The following is an 18,879-nucleotide window of genomic DNA, read 5'->3' as shown; positions in this document are numbered from 1 at the left end:
TCACGGCGGGACGTACGCAAACAGGGCCCGTACAACACCGAGGAGGTGTCGTACGGGCCCTGAGGAGCCGTCAGGCAGCGGGACTAGCCGTTGCGCTTCCAGCGGGGCTTGTCGTCGCGGCGGCCGAAGGAACCGGTGTTGGTGCCGGTACCACGGTGGTCGTCACGGCGGCCCTGCGGACGGTCGTGGCCGCCGGAGCGGAAGCCGCCGCCCGAGGGACGGTCGTCACGACGGTCGCGGTTGAACGGACGGTCGCTGCCGCCGCGGTTGAAGCCGCCACGGTCGCCACCGCGGTCATCGCGGTTGAAGCCACCCGAGGGACGGTCGTCACGACGGAAGCCACCGGAGGGACGGTCGTCACGGCGGAAGCCGCCACGGTCGCCACCGCGGTCGTCACGGTTGAAGCCACCCGAGGGACGGTCGTCACGACGGAAACCACCGGAGGGACGGTCGTCGCGACGGAAGCCACCCGACGGACGGTCGTCGCGGCGCTGGAAACCACCCGAGGGGCGGTCGTCGCGACGGAAGCCACCGGAGGGACGGTCGTCGCGGCGGAAGCCGCCACGGTCGCCACCGCGGTCGCCACCGCGGTTGTCACGGCGGTCGAAGTTGCCCCGGTCGTCACGGCGCTGGAAGCCACCGCGGTCCTCGCGGGACTCCTGCTGCACCGGCACGGCAGCGGCGGCGGCAGCAGCCGCGACCTCGGCCTCGGCCTCTGCTGCGACCTCGGCGACCGCGGCCTCCGGGTCCTCGCCGCGCTCGCGGGCGGCACGGGCCACCAGGCGGTCGGCCTCCTCGCGGAGCTCACCGGCCCGGCGCGTCAGGCGCTCCAGCTGCTTGGTGAGGTCGGCGACCTCGCGCTCGGCCTGCTTGGCCGAGTTGTTCGCGGAGTCGGCCTGGACCTCGGTCAGCGAACGGGCGCCGGTGATCTCGGCGACCTCCGGGTCGAACGCGCCGGCGCTCTGGATGATGTGGCGCGAGGCGTCGACGCCCGCGTCCTCCATCAGCCGGAAGATCTGGCGACGCTGGTGCGGCAGCGAGAGCGACACGACGACACCGGACTTGCCGGCGCGGGCGGTACGGCCCGAGCGGTGCAGGTAGTCCTTGTGGTCACCGGCCGGGTCCACGTTCAGGACCAGGTCGATGCCGTCGACGTGGATGCCGCGCGCGGCGACGTCGGTGGCGACGAGCGCGTTGACGTAACCCTTCTTGAAGTCCTCAAGAACGCGGGTACGGGCGCCCTGGGTCATGCCGCCGTGCAGCGCGTCGGCCTTCACGCCCGACTCGCAGAGCTGCTCGGCGATGCGGTCCGCGCCCAGCTGGGTGCGGACGAAGATGATCGTGCGGCCCTTGCGGGCGGCGATGGCGGCCGTGACCGGCGCCTTGTCCTTCGGCTTCACGACCAGGACGTGGTGGGTCATCGTCGAGACGTTGCCCTGCGCGCTGTCGACCTCGTGCGTGACGGGGTTCGTCAGGTAGCGCTTGACCAGCGTGCTGATCTCGTTCTCCATGGTGGCGGAGAAGAGCATGCGCTGGCCGCCGCCGGGGATCTGGTCGAGCAGCTCGGTGACCTCGGGCAGGAAGCCCAGGTCGGACATCTGGTCGGCCTCGTCGAGGACGGCGACCTGGACGTTGGCGAGCGAGCAGGCGCCGCGGTTGATGAGGTCGCGCAGACGGCCCGGGGTGGCGACGAGGACGTCGACGCCGCGCTCCAGGGCGTAGATCTGGTTGCTCATCGACGTACCGCCGCAGACGACCTTCATCTTCAGGCCGAGCACGTCGCCGTACGGCTGGAGGGCGTCCGCGACCTGCATCGCGAGCTCACGCGTCGGCGTGAGGATGATCGCGCGGGGCTTCTTCTTCTCGGTGTGCCCGCCGGCCAGGGCGGCCAGGGTGGGCAGACCGAAGGAGAGGGTCTTGCCGGAGCCGGTACGGCCACGGCCGAGGATGTCCTTGCCGGCCAGGGCGTCCGGGATGGTCGCGGCCTGGATCGGGAAGGGGGTGGTCACCCCGTTCTGGGCGAGCTTGCGCACGACGCCCTCGGGCAGACCGAGGTCCGCGAAGGTGACGGTGGGCTCGGTGTTCTCGTCCGCCTCGGACTCGACGATCTCGACGACCTCGATGACGTCGGTGGCCGCTACGGCCTCGACGACGTCGTCCTCGCGGATCGCGACGGAGTCGTTGTTCTCGTTCTCGGGCAGGACGGAGTGATCAGTGCTGGAAATGGACATGCGAAATGCGAAACCTTCCGGAGTCTCGGCACGCGCCCGTCAACTCCGTGAATTCGCAATTCGACCGCCTCAATGCGGTCAGCCACGGCTAGGGAGAGTACGCGCCACACGGCGCTCTTCTGTGTCGGCGCCGGGCAATGGGATCAAACGATCTACTACCATACGCACCCTCACCCCCCTAAGGCAAACCGAGTCCCCCTAAACCGGTCCCACCTGCGGTGATGCCGTCGGCTCCTGGTCGATCGGAGCCTGGTAGGCGCGCAGCGCGCTGGTGTGCGTGTCGGCCCCCGGAGTCGTCGACGGCGAGGCCGGCGGGGTCGGAGGCACCGGGCTCGGCGACGGCGAGGCGGGCGGGGTCGGAGGCACCGGATGGCTCGGCGACGGCGACGGCCGCGCGGGCCCGCCCTGCGGAGGCTTGGCCGGGCCCGGACCGCCGCCCGGCTTCGGGGCACCCGGCGAGGGCGTGGCCGCCGCACCCGGCGCCCCGGGCGACCCGCTGGCGCTCGGGGCGCCCGAAGGACTGCCCGGCGCCTTCGGGTCGTGCCTGCCGGCACGCCCCCTGCCCTCGCCCTGGCCACCCTTGCCCTCCTCGGCCCTGGCCGCGTCCCCGTGCCGCCCGGCGGACGCCGACGGCTTCGGCCCGCCCTGGTTGTCGCTCACGCTCATGCAGCCGGCCGACGCCGTGAGCACCAGGACGGTCACCGCCAGCTCGGCCAGGCGGACAGGGGTGGTCAACTGGCGCACAGGGGCACCTCCGGAACACGGGATCGGTGGGGACGTAGGTTCCAACTCCCCGCCCCCCGCCGGGGACACGCCCGGGCCGCACCCGGCTTGCGCCCGACATCCGTCCGAGCGGAATCAGGGGGCCGGGCGGGCGCACAGGGCCACCGGCCCGCAGAGGCTCACCCGTAGCCGAGCGCGTGCAGCCGTTCGTCGTCGATGCCGAAGTGGTGGGCGATCTCATGAACCACCGTCACCTCCGTCTCGGCGACGACCTCCTCGCGCGTCGCGCACATCCGCAGCGTGGGGCCCCGGTAGATGGTGATCCGGTCCGGGAGCACCCCGGCGTACCACTCGCCGCGGTCGGTGAGCGGGGTTCCCTCGTAGAGGCCGAGCAGCTCGGGGTCGTCGGCGGCCGGCTCGTCCTCGACGAACACCGCGACGTTGTCCATCAGCCGCGTCAGCTCCGGCGGGATCCGGTCCAGCGCCTCGCCGACCAGTTCCTCGAACTCCTCGCGCGTCATCTCCAGCACCCGGCCATTGTCGGTCACGCATCGGCATACCGACCCGCCCGCGGGGGCATATGGCCCCAATGCGACACATGTCCGCGACTCGCCAGGCCCTGGCACGGGCCGCGGGCCTGTGCTGCGTCGTAGTGATCGGCGCCTGGCTCGGGCTCCTGGTCGTCGGCAACGTACGCACCCCCGTGGGCCCCATGGACACAACCATGACCCTGCGGCCCTCCCTGACCGGCGGCACCAAGATCAACGTGTCGCCGCTCGGCGCCCTGGAACTGCGCTCGCACCTCGCACCGCTCCGCCTGGACGTCGACGTCGACCGGCTCGACCCCGAACGCGCCCAGGCCCTGGTCAGCCACCCCGAGCGGATCTCCGGCCTCCAGCAGGAGATCGCCCGCGACGTCGGTCACGGCACCCGGGACGTGGCTTGGCGCTCCTGCGTCGCGGTCGTCTCCGGCGCGATGGCGCTCGGCCTCGCCGTCTACCGCCGCCCCCGCCGCGCGATCGCCGCGGGCGGCCTCTCCCTCGCCCTGCTCGCCGCCTGCGGCGTGTCGGCGTACGCGACTTGGAACCCGGAGTCGGTGATGGAGCCGAAGTACTCCGGGCTGCTCACCTCGGCCCCGCAGGTCGTCGGCAACGCGCGCTCCATCGTGACCGAATTCGGCGTCTACCAGCAGGAGTTGGCGAAGCTCGTCACCAACGTCACCAAGCTGTACGACGCCGCCTCCACCCTCCCCGCCTACCAGCCGGACCCGGCCACCCTGCGCGTCCTGCACGTCTCCGACATCCATCTGAACCCGGCCGCGTGGCACATCATCGCCTCGCTCGTCACCCAGTACCGGATCGGCGTGATCATCGACTCGGGCGACACCATGGACCACGGCAGCACCGCCGAGAACCGGTTCCTGGACGCGATCCCCGACCTCGGCGCCCCGTACGTCTGGGTGCGCGGCAACCACGACTCGGAGGAGACCCAGCGCTACGTCGCCGGCCTGAAGAACACGCACGTCCTGGACGACGGGCAGGCCGTCACGATCGCGGGCGTACGCATCGCGGGGATGGGCGACCCCGAGTTCACCCCGGACCGCTCGACGGGGGACACCGACCCCGATGGCGCCGAACGCGCGGCCGGGGGCCGGCTCGCCGCCGCCCTGCGCGCCCAGGCCCGCGCGGGCACCCCGGCCGACATCGCCGTCACCCACGAGCCGGCCGCCGCGCGCGAGACCGACGGCACGGTTCCGCTGGTCCTCGCCGGGCACCTGCACCGCCGCGAGACGGAGGTCATGAAGCGGGGCACGCGCCTGAAGGTCGAGGGCTCGACGGGCGGCGGCGGCCTGCGCGCCCTGCAGAACAAGGAACCGGAGCAGGTCCGCGCCTCGGTCCTCTACCTCGACAGCAACACCCACCACCTCCAGGCCTGGGACGAGGTGACCCTGGGCGGCCTGGGCCTGACCACGGCCGAGGTCAGCCGCCATCTGCCGACGCCCCGATGACCTCCCCGGAAACCGTTTTGGCGATACCTCCCCGCATCCCATATGCTTCTCACGTCCCCGACGCGCTGCAAAGCGCCCAGGCGGGCCAATTAGCCCTCATCGTCTAGTGGCCCAGGACGCCGCCCTTTCAAGGCGGTAGCACGGGTTCGAATCCCGTTGGGGGCACGCACAAACCTGTGCGAGACTTGTTCTCGCGCAAGCTTGGTCCTGTGGAGCAGTTTGGAGTGCTCGCCACCCTGTCAAGGTGGAGGCCGCGGGTTCAAATCCCGTCAGGACCGCTGTAGTTCACTTCGGTGGACTACGTGGCTGGGTAGCTCAGTTGGTACGAGCGATCGCCTGAAAAGCGATAGGTCGCCGGTTCGACCCCGGCCCCAGCCACCACCCGAAAGCCCCGTTCATCGAACGGGGCTTTCGTCGTATCCAGGGCGTTCCGGGGAGGGGCCCGCCCCCCCCCAAGCGGGCCCCTCCCCTCTCAACTCCGTCAGCTCTCCTCCGGCTCCCGGGTTCGCGCCCGCCAGCCCCGTACGCCCAGGACGACCGCTGCCAGTGCGGCCAGGGCCGTCAGCAGCGCCCAGTCCGGGACCGCGTCCGCGATGCCCTTCGTCCACTCCTCCACCGCGTACGAGTCGTCCACGTCCAGCAGGCCGGGCAGGGCCGTCGCCCCGTCGTACGCCAGGAACAGGGCGCCCAGGGCGATGAAGAACAGGCCTGACAACAAGGACGTCGTGTGGAGTTCGAAGCGGGCCACCTTCAGGACCCGGCCGCGCAGCCACTTGCGGCCGCCCAGTTCGAAACGCTCCCAGAGCAGGGCCAGGAGGAAGAGCGGGACCGCCATGCCCAGGGCGTACACCGCGAGCAGCAGGCCGCCGTAGACCGGGCTGCCGCTCACCGCCGCCACCGTCAGGACGCTGCCCAGGATCGGGCCCGCGCAGAAGCCGGCGAGGCCGTAGACCGCGCCCAGCGCGTACACCGACAGCGCGGTCGTGGGGCGGATCTTCCCGGACAGTTCCGTCATGCGGCGGCTCGCGAAACCCATGCCGACGATCTGCGCGACGCCGAGCGCGATGATCAGCCAGCCGCCGAAGAGGACGAGCTGGTCCCGGTGGCCGTAGAAGATCCGGCCCGCGTACGAGCCCGCCGCGCCCAGCGGGACGAGGGTGGTGGCGAGGCCCGCGTAGAAGATGCCGGTGCGGGCGAGCAGCTTGGTGCGGCTGGAGATCGAGTACGCGAAGAACGCGGGCAGGAGCAGCGCGCTGCACGGGCTGAGGAGGGCGAGGAGGCCGCCCAGGAACGCGGCGAGGTAACCGATGTTCGGCGTCACTTCTTCGCCTTCGCCGCTGCCTCGATGGCCTGCGCGAACGCGTCCATCGGCTGGGCGCCCGCGATGGGGGTGCCGTTGATGAGGAAGGAGGGCGTGGAGCTGGCGCCGAGGCCGTACGCCTCGTCCTGGTCCTTCTTCACGGCCGCCTTCGCCGCGTCGCTGTCGAGGTCCGTCGCGAAGCGGGCCGCGTCCGGCACGCCGGCCTCCTTGGCGAGCTCCTTCAGGCGGTCCGCGCCGAACCCCTTCTCCTTGGAGCCCTCCGCGTACGCCGCCGCGTGGAACTGCCAGAACTTCCCCTGCTGCCCGGCCGCCCACGCCCCGCGCGCGGCCGCCTCCGACTCTGCGCCGAAGATCGGGAAGTTGCGCCACTCGATGCGCAGGGTGCCGTTGTCGACGTACTTCTTCACCAGCTCCGGCTCGGTGTCGCGGGCGAACTTGCCGCAGTACGAGCACTTGAAGTCGGCGTACTCGATCATGACGACGGGTGCGTCCGCGCGGCCCTGGGCGAGCGGGTCCTTGGCGTCGCGGCGGGCCAGCTTCTCCAGCTCGGGGTGGGCGCCCGCGGCCGGGTCGGCGGTGGACGCGGAGTCGTTGACGGTGGGCTTCGTGTCCGGGGAGGTCGCCTGGTAGGAGGCGATCCCGAGGACGGCCGCGGCGGCCACCGCGGCGATGCCGATCAGGATCGGCTTGCGGGACTTGGCGGCGGGCTTCGCGGTAGTCCTGCTCGGCTTGCTGTTCTTGCTGGACTTCGTGTTCTTGGGCATGCGGAACTCCGGTGCGTACGGCAATCGCGTACGAGAAGAGACGGAAAGGGGACGGCGGTCGCGGGAGGCGGGACCGGCGTCTAGACCCTGAGCACCGAGAGTTCGACGGGGGTGGGCGCGCTGAGCGTGGGCCCGCGCACCGGCGGGTTGCGGTGGGCCGCGTACAGGCCGCACAGCGCGCCGGGGGCGACGCGGTCCTCCAGGACCGGGGCCTGGTCGTGGGCGGTGCGGGCCCGGACCGGCGCCGCGGGGTCGGAATCCTGGTGCGAGCCACCCTGCTTGCAGCCCGGCGCGGCCGAGCCGTCCGTGAAGGCGGGCGCCGATGCCTTCTTCACCAGGACGCCGCCGGGCGCGGCCGAAGCCGTCGGGGCCGGCCCGCACAGCGCCACCGCGAGCACCCCGAGCACCATGAGCAGCGCCGCGGTGAGGCGGCGGCGCGGGGCACGGGAGCGGGGCATGCCCGAAATGGTACGGGTGGGCTCCGGAGCGCGCCTAAATGCGTTCGCCACTCGTCCTCGGCGGGTGAGATCCTGAACCAGGTATGTCTACTTCCTTCGCCGATCTCCAGACGCTGCTCGACGGGGCCTCGCTGCGCGACGCCCACCGCCTCGGCCGCCGTCTCGAAGGCGCCCGTCGCATCCGCAAGCCCGAGGCCCGGCAGGCCGTGCTCGACGAGATCGCGGCCGAGGCCCAGAAGTCCGCCGAGCGCATCGCCCGGCGGTCCGCCCGCGTGCCCGAGGTCAGCTACCCCGAGCAGCTCCCGGTCAGCCAGAAGCGGGACGAGATCCTGGAGGCGATACGCGACCACCAGGTCGTGATCGTCGCGGGTGAGACCGGCTCGGGCAAGACCACCCAGATCCCCAAGATCTGCATGGAGCTGGGCCGCGGAGTGCGCGGCATGATCGGGCACACCCAGCCCCGCCGGATCGCGGCCCGCACGGTCGCGGACCGGATCGCGGAGGAGCTCAAGGTCCCGCTGGGCGAGGCGGTCGGCTGGAAGGTCCGGTTCACCGACCAGGTCGACCAGGACGCGACGTTCGTGAAGCTGATGACCGACGGCATCCTGCTCGCCGAGATCCAGACGGACCGCGAGCTGCGCGGCTACGACACGATCATCATCGACGAGGCCCACGAGCGGTCCCTCAACATCGACTTCCTGCTCGGCTATCTGGCCCAGCTGCTGCCGAAGCGCCCCGACCTGAAGGTCGTCATCACCTCGGCGACCATCGACCCCGAGCGCTTCTCGCGGCACTTCGGGGACGCCCCGATCGTCGAGGTCAGCGGCCGTACGTATCCGGTCGAGGTGCGTTACCGCCCGCTGCTCGAAGAGGACTCCGAGGATTCCGACCGCGACCAGATCACCGCGATCTGCGACGCCGTGGACGAGCTCCAGTCCGAGGGCCCCGGCGACATCCTGGTCTTCCTGTCCGGCGAACGCGAGATCCGCGACACGGCGGACGCGCTGATCAAGAAGAACCTCCGCTCGACCGAGGTACTCCCCCTCTACGCACGCCTCTCGCACGCCGAGCAGCACCGTGTCTTCCAGCAGCACAGCGGCCGCCGGATCGTGCTGGCGACCAACGTCGCCGAGACCTCGCTGACCGTCCCCGGCATCAAGTACGTCATCGACCCGGGCACGGCCCGCATCTCGCGCTACAGCCACCGCACCAAGGTGCAGCGCCTGCCGATCGAGCCGGTCAGCCAGGCCAGCGCCAACCAGCGCAAGGGCCGCTGCGGCCGTACGAGCGACGGCATCTGCATCCGGCTGTACAGCGAGGACGACTTCGTCACCCGGCCCGAGTTCACCGACGCGGAGATCCTCCGTACGAACCTGGCGTCCGTCATCCTGCAGATGACCGCGGCCGGCCTCGGCGACATCGAGAAGTTCCCGTTCATCGACCCGCCGGACCACCGCAACATCCGCGACGGCGTCCAACTCCTGCAAGAACTGGGCGCGTTGGACCCTTCCGAGAAGGATCCGAAGAAGCGGCTCACACAGCAGGGCCGCAAGCTGAGCCAGCTTCCCGTGGACCCGCGCCTGGCCCGCATGGTCCTGGAGGCCGACCGCAACGGCTGTGTCCGCGAGGTCATGGTCATCGCGGCCGCGCTGTCCATCCAGGACCCGCGCGAGCGCCCGAGCGAGAAGCAGGCGCAGGCCGACCAGCAGCACGCGCGCTTCAAGGACGAGACGTCCGACTTCCTGGCCTACCTCAACCTGTGGCGGTACGTACGCGAGCAGCAGAAGGAGCGCGGCTCCTCCAGCTTCCGCCGGATGTGCAAGCAGGAGTACCTGAACTTCCTGCGGATCCGCGAGTGGCAGGACATCTACTCGCAGCTGCGGACGGTCGCCAAGACCATGGGCATCCACCTCAACGAGGAGGACGCGCCCGAACAGTCCGTCCACACCTCGCTGTTGGCCGGCCTGCTCTCGCACATCGGGCTCAAGGACACCGACAAGAACGAGTACCTGGGCGCCCGCAGCGCCAAGTTCGCGATCTTCCCGGGCTCGGCGCTGTTCAAGAAGCAGCCCAAGCTCGTGATGTCGGCGGAGCTGGTCGAGACGTCCCGCCTGTGGGCCCGGGTGAACGCGAAGGTCGAGCCCGAGTGGATCGAGCCGCTCGCCCAGCACCTGGTCAAGCGCACCTACAGCGAGCCGCACTGGGAGAAGGACCAGGCCGCGGTGATGGCGTACGAGCGCGTGACGCTGTACGGCGTGCCGATCGTGGCCAACCAGAAGGTCAACTACGGCCGCATCGACGCCGAGGCGTCCCGCGAGCTGTTCATCCGCAACGCGCTGGTCGAGGGCGACTGGCGCACGCACCACAAGTTCTTCTCGGACAACCGCAAACTCCTCACCGAGGTCGAGGAGTTGGAGCACCGCGCCCGCCGCCGCGACATCCTGGTGGACGACGAGACGCTGTACGACTTCTACGACCAGCGGGTGCCCGAACACGTCGTGTCCGGCGCGCACTTCGACTCCTGGTGGAAGCACAAGAAGCGCGACGAGCCCGAACTCCTCGATTTCGAGCGCGAGATGCTCATCAACGAGAAGGCCGGGGCCGTCACCAAGGACGACTACCCGGACTCGTGGCGCCAGGGCCCGCTGAAGTTCCGGGTGACCTACCAGTTCGAGCCGGGCGCGGACGCCGACGGCGTGACCGTGCACGTGCCGCTCCAGGTCCTGAACCAGGTCACCGACGAGGGCTTCGACTGGCAGATCCCGGGCCTGCGCGAGGAGGTCGTCACGGAGCTGATCCGCTCGCTCCCGAAGCCGATCCGCCGCCATTACGTACCGGCGCCGAACTACGCCGCGAAGTTCCTGGAGCGGGCCGTCCCCTTGCAGGAGCCGCTGCCGGTCACCCTCGCCCGCGAGCTCAAGCGCATGGTGGGCGTCCCGGTCACGGCCGACGACTTCGACCTCACCCGCGTACCGGACCACCTCAAGATCACGTTCCGGATCGTCGACGAGCGGCGCCGCAACCTCGCCGAGGACAAGGACCTGGAGGCGCTCAAGCTCCAGCTGCGCCCGAAGGCCCGTCAGGCCCTCTCCAAGGCCGCCGCGGCGACCGCCGGGCCCTCGGGCGAGTCCATCGAGCGCTCGGGCCTCACGGACTGGACGATCGGCACCCTGACGAAGGTCTTCGAGACGCGCAGGGCCGGCCAGCCGGTGAAGGCGTTCCCGGCGCTGGTGGACGCGGGCGAGAGCGTCTCGGTACGGCTCTTCGACACCGAGGCCGAGCAGCAGCAGGCGATGTGGCGCGGCACCCGGAAGCTGATCCTGCTGAACATCCCGGTGAACCCGGCCAAGTTCGCCTCGGACAAGCTGACCAACCAGCAGAAGCTGGCCCTGTCCCGCAATCCGCACGGCTCGATCCAGGCACTCTTCGACGACTGCGCGACGGCGGCGGCGGACAAGCTGATCGCGGACCACGGCGGCCCGGCGTGGGACGAGGAATCGTTCCGCAAGCTGTACGACAAGGTCCGCGCGGACCTGGTGGACGCGACGGTGCGCACGGTCGCGCAGGTCCAGCAGATCCTGGCCGCCTGGCAGGCCTGCGAGCGCCGCCTGAAGGCCACGAACAGCCTGACCCTGGTCAACAACGTCACGGACGTACGGAACCAGCTGGCGGCCCTCGTGCCGCCCGGCTTCGTGACGAAGACCGGCCTCAAGCGGCTTGCCGACCTGATGCGCTACCTGGTCGCGGTGGACCGCCGGCTCCAGCAGATGCCGACGGCCGTCCAGCGCGACACGACGCGCATGGAGAAGGTCCACGAGATGCAGGACGAGTACGCGTGGCTCCTTGAGCAGTTGCCGCAGGGGCGGCCCGTTCCGCAGCAGGTCCTGGACATCCGCTGGATGATCGAGGAGCTGCGGGTGAGCTACTTCGCGCACGCGCTCGGCACGGCGTTCCCGGTCTCCGACAAGCGCATCGTGAAGGCGATCGACGCGGCTGCGCCGTAGCGCGGCTATCGCTGTGAGTGAGTTCGACCTGACCCGCTGACCTGCTGTACAGTCTCATTCGCAGCCAAGCACCAACGGGCTGCGAAACAAGGTCCTGTGGAGCAGTTTGGAGTGCTCGCCACCCTGTCAAGGTGGAGGCCGCGGGTTCAAATCCCGTCAGGACCGCAGTAGAACCGGAGCCCGCATCCCTCGGATGCGGGCTCCGGTCGTTGCCGGGTGCGGCCCCCGGAGGCCGCGCCTCGCGGCGGAGCCGCGAACGGACACAGCAAATCCCGTCAGGACCGCCACCGTTTCCGAGCCCGCGCCCCTCGCCGGATGCGGGCTCCGGTCGTTGTCGGGTGCGGCCCCCGGAGGCCGCACCTCCCACCCCCGGCACCCAAGGCCCGGCTCCCCCAGGATCCGGGCCTTCTCGCCGTCTTGACGGGGGCACCTGCCGCCGGTACCCCTGCAAGGGAGGGAAACGGGGGCTCCCTCCCAGGAGGTGGTGCATGACGGCGTCGTCGAGGCACGAGACGCGGGCGCTGCTGCGCGCCCATCTGTCGGCCGCTCTGGGCTACCGCCACCTCACCCGCCACTGCGCGGTCTGCCATCGGCTCCTGAGGCTCGCCATGGAGGTCGCCGAGCCCGCGCGCCCCGAGGACGAAAGTCCCCCCAACCGGTGACCTATGGCGGGCCGATGGCCGCCCGCGCGGTGGGAGGCTCTGAATGGATGGCTCCTGACGGTGTGACGGGAGTCACGGAATGAGTTTCCGGAACGACTGAACTTACGCACCCCATACAACGCCCCGATTTAATATGTGCAATTGCACCGCCCTGGAGGGTGGGGCCACGGAGCCGACGGAAGGCCCCCCTCCGGAGCGCTCGCGGCGGGCCCCGGGAAGCTGCCGGAAGTGCCGGACAAGGCCGGACATAAAAAATCGCGCTGGACCCGGCGGAGTCCAGCGCGATCAGTGACGCAGCCCGTTGGGGCGGGCTGGGCGTCATGTGGAGCTATAGGCGGGCCGGGTCGGGGTGGGGGCCCCGGATGGCCCGGATTATTGGGGTGTTGTTCAGGCCTCGCTGCGCTGCTGCGGAATACCCGCCAGCAGTGCGCGGACCTCTGCCTCGCGGTACCGGCGATGCCCACCCAGCGTGCGGATGGACGTGAGCTTGCCGGCCTTGGCCCAGCGGGTCACCGTCTTCGGGTCCACGCGGAACATCGTGGCAACCTCAGCCGGGGTCAGCAGCGGCTCGGCATCAGGGGTGCGAGCGGTCATGAGCGGCCTCCTCGGGAGAACCGAACCTTCTCGGTTCTTTCCTCTAAATTCTGCACCTTGACCCGCGTTGCCCGAAATGGCGGACGCGAGCCGAGTCGGTTATAGGACGAACGGCTTGTCCTCGGCACTACAACTACACCATCCGTCCAGCCACGTCGGCCAAACCGATGGAATTGCCCTCCCAGGTGTTCATCAGCGACGGAAGCCGATGGACCATGCCATAGCGGACAGTCACGCCACAGTGACGATCAGTCACAGAGCGATCAGGAGTCGTCAGACCCCCCATAGCAAGCAATACCGAGCAATCCGCCCTTAGTTGGGCGGAAGGGATCCTCCCCGGACCCCTTGTCCTATTTTGGCACGAGGGTGGGGTCTGGGCGCAAGGGTGAGATAAGTGCGGTCCGTCACGCTTAGGGCAAAGGCCCGGATCAGGACCTACGTCCTGCGGAGACCCCGCGAAGGCCCCCCGGAAGGCTCCCGAAGATCCCACGGATGGCCTCATGAAGACCCCCCGTCGGCCCCTCCGAAGGCCCCTCGGAACCGGCCGGGTGACCTCAGTTGGCCATCCGGCGTTCCTTGACGGCCCGCCAGCGCTCCGTGAAGCGGCCGTACGCCTCCTCCGCACCGGCGTCGTCGCCGGCCCGCAGCGCGGCGATCCCCTCGGCCACGTCGGCCGCCGAGCGGTCCGCCTCCAGGCTGTCGTGCGAGAGGGCGTGCACGAGGCCGCCGTAGTCCAGCTCGACCAGCGAGCGCGGATGGAACTCCTCCAGCCAGCGCCCGACGTCCACCAGACCCTCGGTCAGCGGCCCCTCGTCGATGTGGTCCCGCAGCGTCCGCAGCGCCCTCGCGAGGCGACGGCGGGCCTGGACCATCGGGGTGCGGTAGCGCAGCACGGGCGCGGTCGCACCCTCACCCGGTGCATACTCGCGCTCTTCGTCCGAAAAGACCGTGAACCAGCTCACAGGAACGTGCCAAACACTGGTCAAGATCCACGGCCGGGCGTCCGGGTTCCGCTCCCGCCAGCGCTCGTAGTCCGCCTCGGCCTGCCTGCGCACCACCGGAGGCAGCAGCGCGTCCAGGACCGGCTCGGGGAACTGGCCCGCGAGGCCCTCCAGGGCCTGCCAGCCGCGCAGCCGGGTCCGCCAGGGACACACGCACACCACCCCGTCGACCTCGGCCACGAAAGCGTCCCCGCTCTCGTGCACGGGCACCGGGACGGGCGGGGTGGGCACCAAGTCGGCCAGTGCGCGCCGGAGTTCGTCCTGGGCTCCTGGGGTGCGCCCGCGCTCGGCGTAGCGCTGCCAGTGGCCGCGCTCGGGTTCGGGAAAGGCGGCAAGGGGCTCGTACACCCGCAGGTAGGACGCGTACGGAACGATCACCGAGGACACCACCGCCATGCCCCGCATCGTCCCACGGGCACGCGCCCCTGTGCTCCTGGTGGGGGTGATCCTCAGCACTGCGCCTGATCTACGGGCGCGTAGGACTTAACCTGCTCCCGAACCAGGCCTGCCCCACCCGCAGGCGGGCCGTCAACCACCGCTTCGTACTTGGGAGTCACCACCGTGACCGATGTGACCGGAGCCGATGACGTACTGCACACCCTCTTCCGCTCCGACCAGGGCGGACACGAGCAGGTCGTGCTGTGCCAGGACCGAGCCACCGGGCTCAGGGCCGTCATCGCCATCCACTCCACCGCCCTGGGCCCGGCCCTGGGCGGTACGCGCTTCTACCCGTACGCGACCGAGGCCGAGGCCGTCGCCGACGCGCTCAACCTGTCGCGCGGAATGTCGTACAAGAACGCCATGGCCGGGCTCGACCACGGCGGCGGCAAGGCCGTGATCATCGGCGATCCCGAGACGATCAAGACCGAAGAACTGCTGCTCGCCTACGGGCGGTTCGTGGCCTCGCTGGGCGGGCGCTACGTGACGGCCTGCGACGTCGGCACCTACGTCGCCGACATGGACGTCGTGGCGCGCACCTGCCAGTGGACGACCGGCCGCTCCCCCGAGAACGGCGGCGCGGGCGACTCGTCCGTGCTCACCGCGTTCGGCGTGTTCCAGGGCATGCGGGCCTCGGCCCAGCACCTGTGGGGCGACCCGACGCTGCGCGGCCGCAAGGTCGGCGTCGCGGGTGTCGGCAAGGTCGGCCGCCACCTCGTCGGGCACCTCCTCTCGGACGGCGCCGAGGTCGTGATCACGGACGTGCGCGAGGAGTCGGTGCGCACCATCACCGACCTGCACCCCGAGGTCGCCGTCGCCGCCGACACCGAGGCGCTGATCCGCACCGAGGGCCTGGACATCTACGCCCCGTGCGCGCTGGGCGGCGCCCTGAACGACACGAGCGTGCCGGTGCTCACCGCGAAGGTGGTGTGCGGCGCGGCCAACAACCAGCTCGCGCACCCGGGTGTGGAGAAGGACCTCGCGGACCGCGCGATCCTGTACGCACCCGACTACGTCGTGAACGCGGGTGGCGTGATCCAGGTGGCCGACGAGCTCCACGGCTTCGACTTCGACCGCTGCAAGGCGAAGGCCTCGAAGATCTTCGACACCACGCTGGCCATATTCGCTCGTGCGAAGGAAGACGGCATTCCGCCGGCCGCCGCGGCCGACCGGATCGCCGAACAGCGCATGGCGGAGGCACGTCAACACTGAGCCCCCCGGAGGACCCGTCGGCCGCGCTGAGAGACATGCCTCACGCCGGTCGGCGGGTCGGACGCCAAGAAGAGGTTAAAATCGCGGTTGACCAGCGAGGACAGGGCGCTTTGTTGGTTCTGCCAAGTGGCGCGTCATGCGGGCGGCGTACCGTATGGCCGCGGAAGCAGGTACCGTTGAAGCCCTACGGACGCGGTCTCTCTACGGAGAGTCCGTTCCGGATCATGAACGCGTGTCAAGACTCTGGGGCCGTCGAGCCCCGTCACCGAGGGGGTCGAGCCATGGGGCGCGGCCGGGCAAAGGCCAAGCAGACGAAGGTCGCCCGCCAGCTGAAGTACAGCAGCGGCGGGACTGACCTGTCGCGTCTGGCCAACGAGCTGGGCGCATCTACTCCGAACCCGACAGTGAGCCAACCGCCGAACGCGGAGCCACTGGAGGACGACGAGGACGACGACCCGTACGCCCGCTATGCGGATCTGTACGGGAATGACGACGACGAGGACGAAGAGTCCGGTCCGTCGTCGCAGCGCCGCGGCGCTTGACTTCGCTGATCCCGCTTTCGCAGCAACGCTTCTCTTCGCTGCTCTGAGCACACTGACCCGGTCCGGGGCCTTCGCCCCCGACCGGGTTTCGTGCTGCCTGTAGCGGCTTACTTGGAATAGTCACCGGTCAGCTCGGCGCCGTCGCGGTGGTCGCCCCGCTCGACGATCTCGCCGGCGACCCAGGCGTCCACACCCCGGTCCGCGAAGGTCTGGAGCGCGACGTCCACCGAGGCCTCGGGGACGATCGCCATCATGCCGACGCCCATGTTGAGCGTCTTCTCCAGTTCGAGCCGCTCGACGTTGCCCGCCGTGCCGACGAGGTCGAAGACCGCGCCCGGCGTCCAGGTCGAGCGGTCGACCGTGGCGTGCAGGTGGTCGGGGATGACCCGGGCCAGGTTGTTGGCAAGACCGCCGCCGGTGATGTGGCTGAAACCGTGCACCTCGGCGGTGCGGGTCAGCGCCAGACAGTCCAGCGAGTAGATCTTGGTGGGCTCCAGGAGCTCCTCGCCGAGCGTGCGGCCGAATTCCTCGACGTGCTGGTCCAAGGTCATCTTGGCCCGGTCGAACACCACATGCCGGACGAGTGAGTACCCGTTCGAGTGAAGACCGGAGGACGCCATGGCGATGACCGCGTCGCCCTCGCGGATGCGGTCGGCGCCCAGGAGCTGGTCGTACTCGACGACGCCGGTGCCGGCGCCCGCGACGTCGAAGTCGTCGGGGCCGAGCAGGCCCGGGTGCTCGGCGGTCTCGCCGCCGACCAGCGCGCAGCCCGCCAGGACACAGCCTTCGGCGATGCCCTTCACGATGGCCGCGACCCGCTCGGGGTGGACCTTGCCGACGCAGATGTAGTCGGTCATGAACAGCGGCTCGGCGCCGCACACGACCAGGTCGTCCACGACCATGCCGACGAGGTCGTGCCCGATGGTGTCGTACACGCCCATCTTGCGGGCGAGGTCGACCTTCGTGCCGACGCCGTCGGTGGCGGAGGCGAGCAGCGGGCGCTCGTAGCGCTTGAGGGCCGAGGCGTCGAAGAGTCCGGCGAATCCGCCGAGGCCGCCCAGGACCTCGGGGCGCTTCGTCTTCTTCACCCACTCCTTCATCAGCTCGACGGCGCGGTCGCCCGCCTCGATGTCGACACCCGCGGCTGCGTAGCTGGCACCGGTGCCCGCGTGCGGAGCACGCTCATTGGGTTCAGCAGATGACATGGCTCTGGAGAACTTTCGTGTCGTACTGCAGGGTTTTACGGGCGGCGCAGGGCGTCGGCCGCCGCGGTCGCGGCGGGGCCGGACGCCAGCTCGGACTCCAGGAGCTGCTTGCCAAGGAGCTCGGGGTCGGGGAGCTCCATCGGGTACACGCCGTCGAAGCAGGCGCGGCAGAGGTCGTCCTTGGGGATCGTCGTCGCTTCGATCATCGCGTCGGTCGAGATGTACGAGAGCGAGTCGGCGCCCAGGGACGTGCCGATCTCCTCGATGGTCATGCCGTTGGCGATCAGCTCCGCGCGGGTCGCGAAGTCGATGCCGAAGAAGCAGGGCCACTTGACCGGCGGCGACGAGATCCGGATGTGGACCTCGGCGGCGCCCGCCTCGCGGAGCATCTTCACCAGGGCGCGCTGGGTGTTGCCGCGGACGATCGAGTCGTCGACGACCACCAGGCGCTTGCCCCGGATGACTTCCTTCAGCGGGTTCAGCTTGAGCCGGATGCCGAGCTGGCGGATGGTCTGCGAGGGCTGGATGAACGTACGGCCGACGTAGGCGTTCTTCACCAGGCCCGAGCCGTACGGGATGCCGCTGGCCTCCGCGTATCCGATCGCGGCGGGGGTGCCGGACTCCGGAGTCGCTATCACCAGGTCGGCCTCGACCGGTGCTTCCTTGGCGAGTTTCCGGCCCATCTCCACTCGGGAGAGGTAGACGTTCCGGCCGGCGATGTCGGTGTCCGGGCGCGCCAGGTAGACGTACTCGAAGACACAGCCCTTGGGCTTCGCTTCTGCGAATCGGGAGGTGCGCAGGCCGTTCTCGTCGATGGCGACGAGCTCGCCCGGCTCGATCTCGCGGACGAAGCTGGCGCCGCAGATGTCGAGCGCGGCGCTCTCCGAGGCGACGACCCAGCCGCGCTCCAGGCGGCCGAGCACCAGCGGACGGATGCCCTGCGGGTCACGGGCGCAGTACAGCGTCTGCTCGTCCATGAAGACCAGCGAGAAGGCGCCCTGGACCTGAGGCAGGACCTTGGCGGCCGCTTCCTCGACGGTCAGCGGCTTGCCGTCGTCGTCCGTCTGGCCCGCTAGCAGCGCGGTGACCAGGTCGGTGTCGTTGGTGGCGGCGAGCTGGGTGGCCCGGCCGTTCTCCTTGGGCAGCTCGGCGACCATCTCCGCGAGCTGCGCGGTGTTCACCAGGTTGCCGTTGTGGCCGAGCGCGATCGAGCCGTGGGCGGTCGCCCGGAAGGTCGGCTGAGCGTTCTCCCACACGGAGGCACCGGTGGTCGAGTAGCGGGCGTGACCGACCGCGATATGACCTTGGAGGGAACCGAGCGAGGTCTCGTCGAAGACCTGGGAGACAAGTCCCATGTCCTTGAAGACGAGGATCTGGGAGCCGTTGCTGACCGCGATGCCCGCGGATTCCTGGCCCCGATGTTGGAGGGCGTAGAGCCCGAAGTAAGTGAGCTTCGCGACCTCTTCACCCGGAGCCCAGACACCGAAGACGCCGCAAGCGTCCTGGGGGCCCTTCTCACCGGGGAGCAGGTCGTGGTTGAGTCGTCCGTCACCACGTGGCACGCCACCGAGTGTAGGCGAGATCGACCACTGGTCCGAATTGGGGATACGGACAGCCGGGCGCCCTGCCCGCATTTGTAGCTTTCGCGCCTCGCCCCCTCGCGGCGTGTCCCCGCCGGCCCCTCGGACACGTCCGTGCAGGTGGGCCCGGGTGCGC

At 70.2% G+C, this 18,879-nt stretch carries 15 protein-coding genes and 4 tRNA genes; 9 read left to right on the top strand and 10 right to left on the bottom strand.

What is annotated here, in order from left to right:
- Positions 1 to 83: 83 nt before the first annotated feature.
- From ADK54_RS13905 to ADK54_RS13895, 3 genes are all read right to left on the bottom strand, one after another.
- Positions 84 to 2,231 carry a DEAD/DEAH box helicase gene (locus ADK54_RS13905; RefSeq protein WP_199826952.1) on the bottom strand — a complete coding sequence of 716 codons (2,148 nt, stop codon included), beginning with the start codon at positions 2,229 to 2,231 and terminating at the stop codon, positions 84 to 86.
- Between the two features lie 198 nt (positions 2,232 to 2,429).
- Entirely contained in the window at positions 2,430 to 2,975 is a 546-nt protein-coding gene (locus tag ADK54_RS45930) for a hypothetical protein (RefSeq protein WP_053725919.1), read from the bottom strand.
- Between the two features lie 158 nt (positions 2,976 to 3,133).
- On the bottom strand, positions 3,134 to 3,484 hold the full coding sequence (locus ADK54_RS13895) for a metallopeptidase family protein (RefSeq protein ID WP_053725918.1): 351 nt from the start codon (positions 3,482 to 3,484) through the stop codon (positions 3,134 to 3,136).
- 50 nt (positions 3,485 to 3,534) lie between these two features.
- On the opposite strand from ADK54_RS13895, the gene ADK54_RS13890 reads away from it, so the two are divergent.
- The 4 genes from ADK54_RS13890 (at position 3,535) to ADK54_RS13875 (ending at position 5,343) form a co-directional block, all read left to right on the top strand.
- On the top strand, positions 3,535 to 4,962 hold the full coding sequence (locus ADK54_RS13890; protein ID WP_107090527.1) for a metallophosphoesterase: 1,428 nt from the start codon (positions 3,535 to 3,537) through the stop codon (positions 4,960 to 4,962).
- A 92-nt stretch (positions 4,963 to 5,054) separates the two neighbouring features.
- Positions 5,055 to 5,127, top strand: a tRNA-Glu gene (locus ADK54_RS13885).
- Between the two features lie 38 nt (positions 5,128 to 5,165).
- A tRNA-Asp gene (locus ADK54_RS13880) sits at positions 5,166 to 5,240 on the top strand.
- Between the two features lie 26 nt (positions 5,241 to 5,266).
- Positions 5,267 to 5,343 (top strand) — tRNA-Phe (locus ADK54_RS13875).
- 100 nt (positions 5,344 to 5,443) lie between these two features.
- On the opposite strand, the gene ADK54_RS13870 is transcribed toward ADK54_RS13875, so the two are convergent.
- The 3 genes from ADK54_RS13870 to ADK54_RS13860 form a co-directional block, all read right to left on the bottom strand.
- On the bottom strand, positions 5,444 to 6,283 hold the full coding sequence (locus ADK54_RS13870) for a cytochrome c biogenesis CcdA family protein (protein WP_053725916.1): 840 nt from the start codon (positions 6,281 to 6,283) through the stop codon (positions 5,444 to 5,446).
- Positions 6,280 to 7,047 (bottom strand): DsbA family protein, encoded by a 768-nt coding sequence (locus ADK54_RS13865; RefSeq protein ID WP_053725915.1) that lies wholly within the window; start codon positions 7,045 to 7,047, stop codon positions 6,280 to 6,282. Before ADK54_RS13865 ends, ADK54_RS13870 begins: the two co-directional genes overlap by 4 nt.
- A gap of 80 nt (positions 7,048 to 7,127) precedes the next feature.
- Complete coding sequence (locus ADK54_RS13860; RefSeq protein ID WP_053725914.1) at positions 7,128 to 7,505, bottom strand: hypothetical protein; 378 nt, start codon at positions 7,503 to 7,505, stop codon at positions 7,128 to 7,130.
- 83 nt (positions 7,506 to 7,588) lie between these two features.
- Here ADK54_RS13860 and hrpA point away from each other — a divergent pair, with 83 nt between their 5' ends.
- The 3 genes from hrpA (at position 7,589) to ADK54_RS46740 (ending at position 12,171) form a co-directional block, all read left to right on the top strand.
- Positions 7,589 to 11,509, top strand: coding sequence for an ATP-dependent RNA helicase HrpA (gene hrpA / locus ADK54_RS13855; protein ID WP_053725913.1), 3,921 nt, complete (start codon positions 7,589 to 7,591; stop codon positions 11,507 to 11,509).
- Positions 11,510 to 11,599: 90 nt separating this feature from the next.
- Positions 11,600 to 11,674, top strand: a tRNA-Asp gene (locus tag ADK54_RS13850).
- A 323-nt stretch (positions 11,675 to 11,997) separates the two neighbouring features.
- Complete coding sequence (locus ADK54_RS46740) at positions 11,998 to 12,171, top strand: DUF6274 family protein (protein WP_199826951.1); 174 nt, start codon at positions 11,998 to 12,000, stop codon at positions 12,169 to 12,171.
- Between the two features lie 387 nt (positions 12,172 to 12,558).
- Here the strand turns inward: ADK54_RS46740 and bldC are convergent, their stop codons facing one another.
- Together bldC and ADK54_RS13840 are read right to left on the bottom strand one after the other, a co-directional pair.
- Complete coding sequence (gene bldC, locus ADK54_RS13845; RefSeq protein WP_003949541.1) at positions 12,559 to 12,765, bottom strand: developmental transcriptional regulator BldC; 207 nt, start codon at positions 12,763 to 12,765, stop codon at positions 12,559 to 12,561.
- Between the two features lie 554 nt (positions 12,766 to 13,319).
- Positions 13,320 to 14,162: a hypothetical protein gene (locus ADK54_RS13840; protein ID WP_053725912.1), complete on the bottom strand. Its 843-nt coding sequence runs from the start codon at positions 14,160 to 14,162 to the stop codon at positions 13,320 to 13,322.
- A gap of 165 nt (positions 14,163 to 14,327) precedes the next feature.
- On the opposite strand from ADK54_RS13840, the gene ADK54_RS13835 reads away from it, so the two are divergent.
- Positions 14,328 to 15,416, top strand: coding sequence for a Leu/Phe/Val dehydrogenase (locus ADK54_RS13835; protein WP_053725911.1), 1,089 nt, complete (start codon positions 14,328 to 14,330; stop codon positions 15,414 to 15,416).
- Between the two features lie 281 nt (positions 15,417 to 15,697).
- Complete coding sequence (locus tag ADK54_RS13830; protein WP_053725910.1) at positions 15,698 to 15,958, top strand: DUF3073 domain-containing protein; 261 nt, start codon at positions 15,698 to 15,700, stop codon at positions 15,956 to 15,958.
- A 107-nt stretch (positions 15,959 to 16,065) separates the two neighbouring features.
- On the opposite strand, the gene purM is transcribed toward ADK54_RS13830, so the two are convergent.
- Together purM and purF are read right to left on the bottom strand one after the other, a co-directional pair.
- Positions 16,066 to 17,163, bottom strand: a complete 1,098-nt coding sequence (gene purM / locus ADK54_RS13825; protein WP_053725909.1) for a phosphoribosylformylglycinamidine cyclo-ligase — start codon at positions 17,161 to 17,163, stop codon at positions 16,066 to 16,068.
- Between the two features lie 35 nt (positions 17,164 to 17,198).
- Complete coding sequence (gene purF / locus ADK54_RS13820; protein WP_053725908.1) at positions 17,199 to 18,725, bottom strand: amidophosphoribosyltransferase; 1,527 nt, start codon at positions 18,723 to 18,725, stop codon at positions 17,199 to 17,201.
- Positions 18,726 to 18,879 lie beyond the last annotated feature (154 nt).

It is taken from the genome of Streptomyces sp. WM6378, from assembly GCF_001279695.1.
Taxonomy (GTDB): domain Bacteria; phylum Actinomycetota; class Actinomycetes; order Streptomycetales; family Streptomycetaceae; genus Streptomyces.
The sequence above is the reverse complement of the archived record's forward strand: the minus strand, read 5'-3'. Positions and strand labels throughout refer to the sequence as shown.

What these genes read in the sequence shown, in the direction of transcription:
- ADK54_RS46740 (WP_199826951.1), top strand. Translation starts at nt 11,998, where the DNA reads ATGACGGCGTCGTCGAGGCACGAGACGCGGGCGCTGCTGCGCGCCCAT.
- purM (WP_053725909.1), bottom strand. Translation starts at nt 17,163, where the DNA reads ATGTCATCTGCTGAACCCAATGAGCGTGCTCCGCACGCGGGCACCGGT.
- ADK54_RS13865 (WP_053725915.1), bottom strand. Translation starts at nt 7,047, where the DNA reads ATGCCCAAGAACACGAAGTCCAGCAAGAACAGCAAGCCGAGCAGGACT.
- ADK54_RS13830 (WP_053725910.1), top strand. Translation starts at nt 15,698, where the DNA reads ATGGGGCGCGGCCGGGCAAAGGCCAAGCAGACGAAGGTCGCCCGCCAG.
- ADK54_RS13905 (WP_199826952.1), bottom strand. Translation starts at nt 2,231, where the DNA reads ATGTCCATTTCCAGCACTGATCACTCCGTCCTGCCCGAGAACGAGAAC.
- ADK54_RS13840 (WP_053725912.1), bottom strand. Translation starts at nt 14,162, where the DNA reads ATGGCGGTGGTGTCCTCGGTGATCGTTCCGTACGCGTCCTACCTGCGG.
- ADK54_RS13890 (WP_107090527.1), top strand. Translation starts at nt 3,535, where the DNA reads ATGGCCCCAATGCGACACATGTCCGCGACTCGCCAGGCCCTGGCACGG.
- hrpA (WP_053725913.1), top strand. Translation starts at nt 7,589, where the DNA reads ATGTCTACTTCCTTCGCCGATCTCCAGACGCTGCTCGACGGGGCCTCG.
- bldC (WP_003949541.1), bottom strand. Translation starts at nt 12,765, where the DNA reads ATGACCGCTCGCACCCCTGATGCCGAGCCGCTGCTGACCCCGGCTGAG.
- ADK54_RS13860 (WP_053725914.1), bottom strand. Translation starts at nt 7,505, where the DNA reads ATGCCCCGCTCCCGTGCCCCGCGCCGCCGCCTCACCGCGGCGCTGCTC.